This is a genomic window from Candidatus Competibacteraceae bacterium (assembly GCA_016713505.1).
GTDB lineage: Bacteria > Pseudomonadota > Gammaproteobacteria > Competibacterales > Competibacteraceae > Competibacter_A.
On record JADJPA010000001.1, the window covers coordinates 2147755 to 2159191 of the forward strand.

Annotated in this window: 6 protein-coding genes; 1 reads left to right on the top strand and 5 read right to left on the bottom strand. The window is 61.2% G+C overall.

The features are described 5' to 3' along the window. Positions 1-21: 21 nt before the first annotated feature. The 3 genes from recB to IPK09_09795 form a co-directional block, all read right to left on the bottom strand. Entirely contained in the window at positions 22-3639 is a 3618-nt protein-coding gene (gene recB, locus IPK09_09785; protein MBK7983904.1) for an exodeoxyribonuclease V subunit beta, read from the bottom strand. A 26-nt stretch (positions 3640-3665) separates the two neighbouring features. Then, complete coding sequence (locus IPK09_09790; protein ID MBK7983905.1) at positions 3666-5324, bottom strand: hypothetical protein; 1659 nt, start codon at positions 5322-5324, stop codon at positions 3666-3668. Positions 5325-5441: 117 nt separating this feature from the next. Further along, positions 5442-6956, bottom strand: coding sequence for a fumarate hydratase (locus IPK09_09795; protein MBK7983906.1), 1515 nt, complete (start codon positions 6954-6956; stop codon positions 5442-5444). A 216-nt stretch (positions 6957-7172) separates the two neighbouring features. Here IPK09_09795 and IPK09_09800 point away from each other — a divergent pair, with 216 nt between their 5' ends. After that, entirely contained in the window at positions 7173-9455 is a 2283-nt protein-coding gene (locus tag IPK09_09800) for an NADP-dependent malic enzyme (protein ID MBK7983907.1), read from the top strand. A 104-nt stretch (positions 9456-9559) separates the two neighbouring features. Here IPK09_09800 and IPK09_09805 read toward each other — a convergent pair whose 3' ends face one another. Both IPK09_09805 and IPK09_09810 read right to left on the bottom strand, forming a co-directional pair. Then, positions 9560-10159 carry a hypothetical protein gene (locus IPK09_09805; GenBank protein ID MBK7983908.1) on the bottom strand — a complete coding sequence of 200 codons (600 nt, stop codon included), beginning with the start codon at positions 10157-10159 and terminating at the stop codon, positions 9560-9562. Between the two features lie 7 nt (positions 10160-10166). Then, positions 10167-11435 carry an EAL domain-containing protein gene (locus tag IPK09_09810; protein ID MBK7983909.1) on the bottom strand — a complete coding sequence of 423 codons (1269 nt, stop codon included), beginning with the start codon at positions 11433-11435 and terminating at the stop codon, positions 10167-10169. Positions 11436-11437: the final 2 nt, after the last annotated feature.

The following is an 11437-nucleotide window of genomic DNA, read 5'->3' on the forward strand; positions in this document are numbered from 1 at the left end:
CACTCCGCTGGACGCAAACGCTTAGCGACCCATCGCTATCAACCGATCCAACGCTTCCACCAACGCCGGTGCGGGCCGGTCGCGGAACACCCCGCAATCCGCTCCCAGTTCCGGCCCCATGCCGCGCAGAAACAGATAGAACACACCGCCGAAATGCCGCTCGTAATCATAATTCGGCACGCGCAGGCGCAAATAACGATGCAGGGCCACCGTATAAATCAGGTATTGCAGCACGTAGGCTTCACGGGCCATCGCCTCCTCCAACCGCGCGCGTCGGTAGGCGGCCGGTTCGGGACCGAGCCAGTTGGACTTGTAATCGACCAGATAAAACCGGCCGTCCGCCTCGAACACCAAGTCGATAAAGCCCTTCATATAACCGCGTAAGGGATTGAACTCCAAGGTTTCGATCAGCTCACGCCACGGACCGGCGCGACCGTGCCGGCTCAAAACTCGTCGCAAGCCATCGGCGCGGAGGTTGGCGAGCGGGTAATAAAACTCCAGTTCGTTTAGCCGCCGATCCGCTGAAACCGTCGCCAACCGCAAGCCGCGCGCGTCGAGCGGCGTCTCCAGCACCCGTCGCACCATGCCCGACACCGCCGCCGTCCACGCCGTCGCGTCCAAACCGTGAGTCTTTAGCATTCGCTCTACCAACTCCTCCAACCGTGCCGGGTCGCTCTGGGTGAAATCCAGGCGCTCGAAAATCGCGTGCAGGCAAGTTCCCGCCCGCGCGCCGCGCGGGAAATCAAAAATGCCGTGACCGGGAACCGCGGCGGCAGCTTCACCCGAATCGACCGGTTCCACAACAGCGGTCGCCATATCGTAATCCGGCAGTTCGCCAGAATGGCCGACGGCCAGCCCGGTAAAGCTGCTCACCCGCCAGGACTCCGCCAAGGAACCCGTCCAGAGCCGCGCCTGCAACTCGGGTTCGACCGCCGTCGGCGGCTGATAGCGCTGGCCCACATCCCGCGACAAGGCTTTGATAGCTACCGCTTCATCCAGCGCCGCCGTGAAAGCGGTCTGCAAATCACCGTAAAAGGCCTGCGGGGTGAGCTCCTCGAAGCGTTGCCGGGTCACTTCCAACGCATCCTGCGACGGTCCCACCACCGGCGGATGATGGAGCAGCCACGCGGGCGGTGAAGTCGCCGCATCCTTGATCTGGCCCCACACCAGATAGCAGCGCTGCTTGGCGCGGGTCAGCGCGACGTAGCAAAGCCGCAGGTTTTCCGCCATTTCCTCGCCCCGCGCGTGCTGGCGGGCCTCGCTCGCCTCGCCCACGCCGAACGCGAGAAAGGTCCGACTCGGGTCGTGGGGATCGTGATACAGCAAGGTGCTGTTTTTACTATCCGCGGCCTGCAACCGGCCGCTCCACAGAAACGGACAGAACACCACCGGATATTCCAGACCCTTGCTTTTGTGGACGGTGACGATCCGCACCAAGTTTTCATCACTTTCCAGCCGTAACTGCTGCGCTTCGTCCTGACCGCCGGGCAAGCGTCGGCGCTCGCCGAGCCACTTGCCCAAGCCGGTCAAGCCGGGCCGGACCCGACTGGCCACATGCAGCAGTTCGGCCAGATGCAGCAAGTTGGTCAACCGCCGCTCGCCGTCCTGAAAAGCCAACAGCCGTTGCGAGATGCCTTCGCCGATCAGCCAGGCGCGGAAAAAGCGCATGAAACCGCGCTCGAACCACAACTGTCGGTAATCCTGTAACTTTTCCAGCCAGCGCGCCCAGGCTCGTTCGTCCTCGCGCAACTGATAGAGCACCTCGCCGCTCAGGCCGAACAGGTCAGAGGCGAGCAAAGCGCGTACCCCACCCTCGCTGCCCGGCTCCGCCACCGCCGCCAACAACCAGTCCAACTGGCGCGCTTCCTCGGACAGGAACACGCTGTCATCGGCGTGCTGGACGCTGGGCACGCCCAGGCGCAATAAGGCATCGCGGATCAGGCGCCCCTGTCGGTGGCTGCGCACCAGCACGGCGATATCGCCCCCGGCCAGCGCCCGGCCATCCTCTGCGTCCGGGCGTTCGCCGATGCGAGCTTGGTTGCGAGCCCCCCAATTCAACAGCCGGGCAATTTCGGAAGCGGTCGCTTGGGTGATGCGTTCGTTGGCTAGCCCCTTGGTCACCGGCTTGTCGCCCTCCGCTTCCAGCAGCCAAAGCTGGAGCGGCGCTTCCTGGCGACCCTGTAACCACAGCGGTTCGCGGCGTTTTCGCTCGGCCGGCCGCGCTGGGTGAAACGGAATACCTTCGAACAAAAACGGCGGTCGGCCGGCCGCGCCGAAGATCGCATTCAGGGCTGCCAGCAAGCGCGGATCGGAGCGCCAGTTCACATCGAGGGTGTAGCGGCGCGGCGCATCGCGGCGGGCGGTCAGGTAGGCGAAAATGTCCGCCCCCCGGAAACTGTAAATCGCCTGTTTTGGATCGCCGACCAGGAACACGGGCTTGCTGGTTCCGGCGTAAATGCGCTGAAAAATCGCGTATTGCACCGGATCGGTGTCCTGAAATTCGTCGATCAGGGCAGCGTGGTAGCGGCGGCGCAAGGTGTCGAGCAGCGCCGTCCCTCGGCGGCGTTCGTGCAAGGCGTCATGCAGGTCGATCAGCAGATCGTCGTAGGATTGCAGTTGCTGTTGCCGCTTGCGCGCCGCCAGCTCGGCGTTGCAGTAAGCCAACAACTTGACCGGAATCTGATACCGGCAGTACTCCGCCAGGGCCTCGCAAGCGGTTTTCAGCGCTTCGCAAGCGTCGAAGAAAGGGTGCTGGGGCGCGGTTTTGCCTTTGTTGGCGGAGTCTTGCAGTTTGGTCGTCGTGAACTGGCCGAACTTTGCGAACAAGGCCGGTCCGGGCGTTTCCGAGCTCAGGTATCGGTGTAGGGTCTCGAACCAGCCGGGCAACGACTTCAAGCCGTACTTTTGCCGGTTGAGCGCGGGTGATTTCAGCAACAACGCCTCGATGCCGGCGCGCTCTTGCAGCCATAACGCCTTGGCGTGTTGAAACGCCCCGACAAAGCGCTGTTCCAGCGCCGCGCCATCCTGTTCGCCACCCGGCGTCACCACCTGCAAATACGGTTTGCCCAAATGCCGCTCGATCTCGCCGAGCAAGCGTTCGGGACTGGAGCGCTCATCCAGGAAATACCGCACGACCGCCGGCGAGGCGGCATACAGCTCCCGCCGCCAAAAATCATCGACGATTTCCTGCAATAACTCGCCGGTGTCGGCCATCAGTTCGGTGTCGAACGACAAGCCGCTTTCAAAGGCGTTGTCGCCGAGCACCCGCTTGCAAAACCCGTGAATGGTGAAGATGGCGGCTTCGTCGAAGCCGCGGGCGGCATTGGCCAAACGCCGGACGGCCAAGTCCCGGTCCGGCAGTAAATCCAGCAGGCGGGTGGCGAGTTCGTCGTCCTCAGGCGCGTGCCCGCCCAGGAAAGCCAGCCGGAGTTGCCCCAGCCGCTCGCGGATGCGGTCGCGCAATTCCTTGGTGGCGGCGTTGGTGTAGGTGACCACCAGAATCCGGTTGACCGGAATCGCCGCCTCGACCACCAGCCGCAGGTACAACGCGGTGAGCGTATAGGTTTTTCCGGTCCCGGCGCTGGCCTCGACCAGATTGAAATCGTTCAGCGGGATGTAAAGCGGATCGAGGCGTTCCATTGCGGCCGCGCCTCAAACGACAGCCATCAACCTCGTTTGTCCCGAGGCTGGTAAAACACGCGAAACAACACGGCCCATTTATCGCGCCAGCGCAAGCGATCGTCCGACAAGGCTTCCAGAAAATCCGACAAGGCTTTGGACTTGGTCACGGCGTAGATCACCAACAGTATGCTGGGCACGAGAACGCCAAAGAAAATCAGCATCTTGCCCCAGATAGGATTATCCGCTTCATCAAAGATATTCATCCCGAGAAAGCCGGTCGCGACGGTGGCGATCAACCCCAAGGTGGTCACCACGGTCAAGCGGACCACGGTGTTCGCCTGGCGCCGCAAGCCGTCGCTATCCAGGTATTGATTCATCTCCTTCACCGCCGCGCTGACATCCTCATAAATCCGGTCGGTATCCAGATGGCCGGTCAACATGCGGAACAGATCGCGCGCTTGCGCCTGATTAGACACTTCGTGAAACCAGTAACGGTGGGTGAAGCGCAGGAAGGTTTCCATGATCCGGCGAATTTCTCGCTTGAAGGTCTTGACCGAATCCATGTCGCGGATATCGAGCTGGCTGATCGCCATCACCAGCCATTCCGAAAACAGCATCAAGGTCGCCTTGTGAAAATGGGCGATCAGATTGACCAGGAAATATTGGTGGCGAAACTGCCCGAGCAGGCCGGTCTCGGGATCGGCGAAAAAGCGCTCGCTGGCCTTGCCCACCACCACGAAGGCATGACCGCAGCACAGATAGCGACTGCTGAGCGCCGGATTCGTCGGATCCCAAAATTTGTCGTAGCAGTAGTGCCGTTCGAAATTGACCATCTCGGTTTCGGAATACGGCAAGGTCTCGGAAGGGCCCGACTTGGCGATCAAAGCCAGTCGGGCAAAATCGCCGCGGGTCAGGGCCTGTGGATCGTTGACGCCGATATAAGCCAACAGCGGCATCCGATGATATTCGATTTGCCGGTATCTCAAGACCCCCTGCTCGCCCGCGTTATAAAGGCTCAAGGGCCGCAGTAAAAATTCCCAGTGCGCGGCGACGTTGGGCGAACGGTTCCAGCAGACGAACTGCAAATATTTTCGACGGTTTTCGTAATCCGACACCGCCAGCACTTCGCCGATGGCGGACAGCCATTCCACCCGATACGGGCATTGCCCGCCCGTGCCATCCGCTTCCCAAAACGCCGGATACGCCCGCCCGACCTTGAATAGCACCTCTTGGACCAACAGTAGCGGCAGATCGTTGGCGAAGAACTCCACCGCCAGAATGATGATGTCGAGATCGTAAAAGAAATGCAGGTCGACGTGCGCCACTTGGAACAGCAGCGGCGGCGTTTTTTGGTCGAGCATAACCCTCATGCGGGCGATATCGCGGCGTCGGAAGACCCGGATCGGCGATTTGCCGTAGCCGGAGCGGCCCTCGCGACTGCCGCCCTCGCCGTAGAGAAAGCGCTGCACGTAGGGTAGAAAGGTGATGAATTCCTTGTAATGACGCTCCTGAAAATCATCGGGGTCGCCGAATTCGTCGTCCACCTCGCGCCAGGGACAAGCGTCGCCCATCTCCTCCAGGAGCTCCCAGTATTTCGGGAGGTGCGGCTCCCCGGCCCGAGCGCGCATGATCTGCAAGGGCCATAGCAGGATCTGCCGGAAATGGCGGACCAGGACGGAATTGATTGGAGTGATTTCGCTCACGAGTTCGCTACTGACCTGTTTATCGAGCCGTGCTGTTTCTCACCAAGCTCTCTAAATGACCTCGGCCATCAAGCTGGGTAGAGTCATTACAACAACCCTACCCACGATGTCGAACCGTTACGCTTCCACCACCGGAATCTTGCCGATCTTCGCCTGCCATTCCTTCGGCCCGGTCTTGTGGACGCTGGAGCCTTGCGAATCCACCGCCACCGTCACCGGCATATCCTTGACCTCGAACTCGTAAATCGCCTCCATGCCGAGATCTCCAAACGCGAGCACCTTGGCGGCCTTGATCGCCTTGGAGACCAGATACGCCGCGCCACCGACCGCCATCAGATAGACCGCCCGGTTGTCTTTAATCGCGTCGATGGCGACCTGACCGCGTTCGGACTTACCGACCATCCCCAGCAAGCCGGTCTGTTCCAGCATTTGCCGGGTGAACTTGTCCATGCGGGTCGCGGTCGTCGGGCCAGCCGGGCCGACCACTTCATCGCGCACCGGATCGACCGGGCCGACGTAGTAAATGAAGCGGTCAGTAAAATCGACCGGCAGTTTCTCACCCCGATTCAGCATGTCGGTCATCCGCTTGTGGGCGGCGTCACGGCCGGTCAGCAGCTTGCCGTTGAGCAGCAGCACCTCGCCGGGCTTCCAGCCGGCCACCTCCTCGCGGCTGACGGTCGCCAGATCGACCCGGCGGGCGTTGGCCGGCGCGTAAGTCAATTTCGGCCAGTCCTCCAGACTCGGCGGCTCCAGTTTGGCCGGACCGCTGCCGTCAAGGTGGAAATGGACGTGGCGGGTGGCGGCGCAATTCGGCACCATGGCGATCGGCAGGTTGGCGGCATGGGTCGGATAATCCAGCACTTTCACGTCCAGCACGGTGGTCAGACCGCCCAGGCCCTGCGCGCCGATGCCGAGCGCGTTGACCTTCTCATACAGCTCGATCCGCAGTTCCTCGGCCCGGTTCTTGGGACCACGGGCGATCAACTCCTGAATATCGACCGGGGCCATCAACGATTCCTTGGCCAGCATGAACGCCTTTTCCGGCGTGCCGCCGATCCCGACGCCGAGGATGCCCGGCGGACACCAGCCCGCGCCCATCAAGGGCACGGTCTTCAGCACCCAGTCCACCAGATCGTCGGAGGGGTTGAGCATGGCGAACTTGGATTTGGCCTCGGAACCGCCGCCCTTGGCCGCGCAGATCACCTCGACATGGTGGCCGGGGACGATTTCGTAATGCACCACCGCCGGGGTGTTGTCCTTGCTGTTCTGGCGCTTGCCGGCCGGATCGCGCAGCACCGAGGCGCGCAGTTTGTTGTCGGGATTGAGATAGGCGCGGCGCACGCCTTCATCGACCATCTCCTGCACCGACAGCGCGGCGTCCCAATGTACGTCCATGCCGACCTTGAGAAACACCAGGGCGATGCCGGTGTCTTGACAGATCGGGCGGTGGCCCTCGGCGCACATCCGCGAGTTGATCAGAATTTGCGCGATAGCGTCCTTGGCGGCCGGGCTTTGCTCGCGTTCGTAGGCTTGCGCCAGCGCCTTGATGTAATCGACCGGGTGGTAATAACTGATGTACTGGAAGGCATCGGCAATGCTTTGGATGAAATCGTCTTGACGGATGGTGGTCATGATGGACTCCCACAAGCGAGGAATGAGGCGCAAAGCCGCGCCCGGAATTATTATGGCAGCATTCATTTTAACGCATTCGCGTCTTTCGAGCGGCGCTGTTCCGGCGGCGGCGAGCCGACAAGTTGCTACAATCTAATTTTACCCGGTCCCGCGCCAAACCTGATCGCCGATTTCGGGGCTGACTCCGCCGCCCAACTTTCAAGGAACCCACCGCCCATGGCTGACGATTTCAACGAAAGCGCCCTGCGCTACCACCGCATGTTGCCTTACGGCAAGATTGAGGTCGCGCCGACCAAACCGCTCGCCAACCAGCGCGATCTGGCGCTGGCCTACTCGCCCGGCGTCGCCGCCGCCTGCGAGGTCATCGTCGAAGACCCGCGCGAGGTATCCACCGTCACCGCCCGCGGCAATCTGGTCGCGGTGATCACCAACGGCACCGCCGTGCTCGGCCTGGGCGACATCGGCCCGCTGGCGGCCAAGCCGGTGATGGAAGGCAAGGGGGTCTTATTCAAGAAATTCGCCGGCGTCGACGTGTTCGACATCGAAATCAGCGAGCGCGATCCGGACAAACTCGTCGAGATTATCGCCAGCTTGGAGCCCAGCTTCGGCGGCATCAATCTGGAGGACATCAAAGCCCCGGAATGCTTTTATATCGAGCGCCAACTGCGCGAGCGGATGAAGATTCCGGTGTTTCACGACGACCAGCACGGCACCGCCATCATCACCGCCGCCGCCGTGCTCAACGCCTTGTCGCTGATCGATAAGAACATCGCCGAGGTGCGGGTCGTCACCTCCGGCGCCGGCGCGGCGGGCATCGCCTGCCTCGATCTGCTGCTCGGCCTGGGCTTGCAGCGGAAAAATGTCATCGTGTGCGACAGCCAGGGCGTCATCTATCAAGGACGCGGCAAGCTGGATGCGGAGAAAGCGGCTTACGCCGCCGACACCGCGGCGCGCACCTTGCGCGAAGCCATCGTCGGCGCGGATGTCTTCCTGGGCTTGTCCAAAGCCGGGGTCCTGACCGGCGAGATGGTCAAAACCATGGCCGACAAGCCCATCATCATGGCCCTCGCCAACCCGGTGCCTGAGATCATGCCGGAAGAGGCCAAGGCCGCGCGGCCCGACGCCATCATCGGCACCGGCCGCTCCGACTATCCGAATCAAGTCAACAACGTGTTGTGCTTCCCCTACATTTTCCGGGGCGCGTTGGATGTGGGCGCGACCACCATCAACAAGGCGATGCAACTGGCCTGCGTGCGCGCCTTGGCGGACCTCGCCCGCGAGCCGCATTCCCAGGAAGAAACCGCCGCCTACGGCGACCAGCAAATCAGCTTCGGGCCGGAATATCTGATCCCGAAACCGTTCGAGCCGCGCCTGTTGCTCACCCTGCCCCTGGCGGTTGCCAAAGCGGCGATGGAAAGCGGCGTGGCGACCCGTCCGATTCAAGATTTCACCGCCTATCACACCACTCTGAGCCAGCGCGTCTACCGCTCCGGCCAGATCATGCGGCCGATTTTCGAGCGCGCCAAGGCCGACCGCAAGCGAGTGATTTACGCTCAGGCCGAGGAGGAGCGGATGCTGTGGGCGATTCAAGGCGTCATCGACGACGGGCTGGCCAAGCCCATTCTGATCGGGCGGCGCTGGCGGCTCGAACAGCGGATCGCCGAATTGGGGTTACGCATCCGCCCCGACCAGGATTTCCAGGTGATCGACCCTCAAAATAATCCGTATTACGAGGAGTGCTGGCAGGAATACCATCAATTGCGCGGCCGTTTCGGCGTCGATCCCAACAAGGCTCGCGTGCGGGTCAACACCCGCGCCACGGTGATCGGCGCGCTGCTGTTGCGGCTGGGCCACGGCGACGCCTTGATCTGCGGTTTGATCGGCGGCTATCCCGATCATATCAATTATGTGTTGGATATCGTCGGCTTGCGCGAGGGCGTCAAAACGCCGGCGGCCATGAACATGCTGATCACCTCGCACGGCCCGCTGTTTTTCTGCGACACCGACATCAATGCCGAGCCGACCGCCGAGGAAATAGCGGACATTACCCTGCTGGCGGCGGAGGAGGTGGGCCGCTTCGTCCAACCGAAAGTCGCGCTGCTCTCTTACTCCAGCTTTGGGTCGCACAAATCGCCGCAGGCGCGCAAGATGGCGGAAGCGTTACAACTGATCCGCCAGCGGGCGCCCGACCTGGAGGTGGATGGAGAAATGCGCGGGGATGTGGCGCTATCCGAGGAGCTTCGCGGCCGGACGTTCCTGCATTCTCGGCTGAAAGGCGCGGCCAACCTGCTGATTATGCCCAACGCGGATGCGGCCAACATCTCTCACAACCTGCTCAAGGAAGTGACCAACGGCATCTCGGTAGGACCCATCACCCTCGGCCTGGCCAAGCCAGCCCATATCCTGACCCGCTCGGCCACGGCGCGACGGGTCATCAACATGACCGCGATCGCCACGGTCGACGCGCAGGAATACGCGCTCCACCAACGCTCGATTTGATCGCACCAAAAAGCCTCTCTCCCATACGGACGAGAGGCTTTACAGGGAATGCTTGAAGCGGGATGGCGGGACTTTGTCCCTATTTGGACGATTGTGGACCGTGGCTAAAACAGCTCGATCTCTTCCTCATCACCGCTGGCGCTCGCGCCGCCCTTTTTGTTCTTACGTTCTTCCATGGCTTGAACGTAGAGCTTCAGGGCCTGTTTGACGGTCTTGCCCTGCATGATGGCGTCGAACATCAGCCGTTCTTCTTCCATGGTGTAGCGGGATTTGATCTTCTCCTGCATCCCCATCCATTCGTAAGGATTATACAGCCGGCGCTGGTCGGCGATCAGGTCCGCCAGAACGCTCATGCTGCCGTTGACATGACCCAGGCGTTGGCTGAGCTTGTCATAAAATTGAAAGGCCACGATGGCGGACCGCATCATCTCACCGACCATATTACAATTTTCGATGATGGCGGTGCGGACGGCGGCGGTCTCCGCCGTTTCCGGCAGGGAAGCAGCGGTCCTCTCGATCAGCTTGACCTGGCCCATCATCGAGGTAAAGGAATTACTCAAGACTTCCACCGAACCGTCGCTGTCGCGCATCGACATTTCGATCTGCGCCACGGAAAGCGCCAACATCAAAATGGTTTCCCGAATCTGACTCCAGTCGAGATCGGGGTTACGAGCGGTCGAACCCGCCAAACTATTTTCTGACATAAATCAATTATTCCCCGTTAGAAGCTGATACTTCACTCGCCCATCCAAGGGCCTGCAATTGCATCTGATTGAAGTGAGAAAGCGGCAGTTGCGGAAATTCCCGCAACCGGCCGGCCAACTCACCAAATTGATTGCGCTCGAACGATCGGACGATTCCGAGCAACCGCCCCAACACCCCCTCGCCGTCCAACAACGCCGCGCGCACCGGATCGGCCAGATTCAGCTCTCTGAGTAGTTCCGGCAGCGGCGCGCCAAACAGCGCATCCAACAACGACAGCACCCCGACCATGAAGGCTTGATCGGCCTGCCCGCGGTTTCCGGGAACGATGCTGCCCATCATCAGCTCCATGCACTTGCCACGGGTGGCGGCCAGCGTCAATAACGGCTGTCCCGGTGAGGCGCCCTCGGCCCGCTGGGTAAACAACAACAACTGCAACCAGCGTTGCAGTTGTCTGCGCCCCAGCATCGCAATCGCATGACGCAAGGAATCGATCTTGCCCGGCAATCCAAACGCGACCGAATTCACCAGCCGCAGCAGGTTGTAGGTCAGATTCGGATAGCGCTTGAATTCGTGTTCGAGCTGGCTGGCCTCGACATCTCCGACCACCAGATTGATCAAGCGCAGCACGCCGACGCGGGCCGGATCGATGCGGCGGCCGACCAGAACCGTCGGCTTGGCGAAATAGTAGCCTTGAAAAAACTCGAAGCCCTGTTTGAAGCAGGTTTGAAATTGCTCGCCGTCATCGATTTTCTCAGCCAACAATTGGATGGGCCAGCGTTTGAGGTGCTGGACGATGGCGGGAAGCTGGCCGGCTTCCAGCGCCAGCAAATCCACCTTCACCACATCCACCAGATCCATGATCGGAATTTGTTCGGCTTGAATGCGGGTGAAGTCGTCTAAAGCCAACCGCCATCCTTTTTGCTTGAGCTCGCGAAGCCGCGCCACTATTGCAGGGGTGAATTCGACGGTTTCCAGGATCTCCAGCACGACCCGTTCCGCCGGCAGCAGATCGACCACATCGCTGGCGAGGAAGCGTTCGTCCGCATTGATAAATCCTTGACAATCGCCTAATACGTTGCTCAATCCAAACTCGACGAACGCTCGAACCACGACCTCGGCGGTCGCCGTGAAATTGTCTTCGATGACGGCGGCATTCCCTCCGCCCGCGCTCCTGAACAACAGCTCGTAAGCGACGATCCGCTGGCTCCGATCCAGAATGGGCTGCCGTCCGAGGAAAATAGGATTTTCGGCCTGATCAGCATTTTCAGCCGTCATGA